This window comes from Pectobacterium betavasculorum, assembly GCF_000749845.1.
Taxonomy (GTDB): Bacteria; Pseudomonadota; Gammaproteobacteria; order Enterobacterales; family Enterobacteriaceae; genus Pectobacterium; species Pectobacterium betavasculorum.
On record NZ_JQHM01000092.1, the window covers coordinates 1 to 215 of the forward strand.

Genomic DNA, 215 nt, shown 5'->3' on the forward strand with positions numbered 1-215 from the left:
GATAACGACGTCAAAGCCGGTGATACGGTGACGATAACCGTCGGCAGCGAGACCTATCAGACTACGGTCAATGCCGATGGCAAAACCTGGAGCGTCAATGTTCCGGGTTCTGTATTAGCTGCTAATGGTGAGGTGAGTGCCACGGTCACCACCCGTGATCCTGCTGGTAACGTGACGACGGCCAATACCAGTCACGCTTACGGCGTCGATACCGT

Annotated in this window: 1 protein-coding gene; it reads left to right on the top strand. The window is 55.3% G+C overall.

The window, feature by feature from the left end:
- A partial coding sequence (locus KP22_RS22595) for an Ig-like domain-containing protein (RefSeq protein ID WP_039326509.1) occupies positions 1 to 215 on the top strand: 215 nt, incomplete at both ends.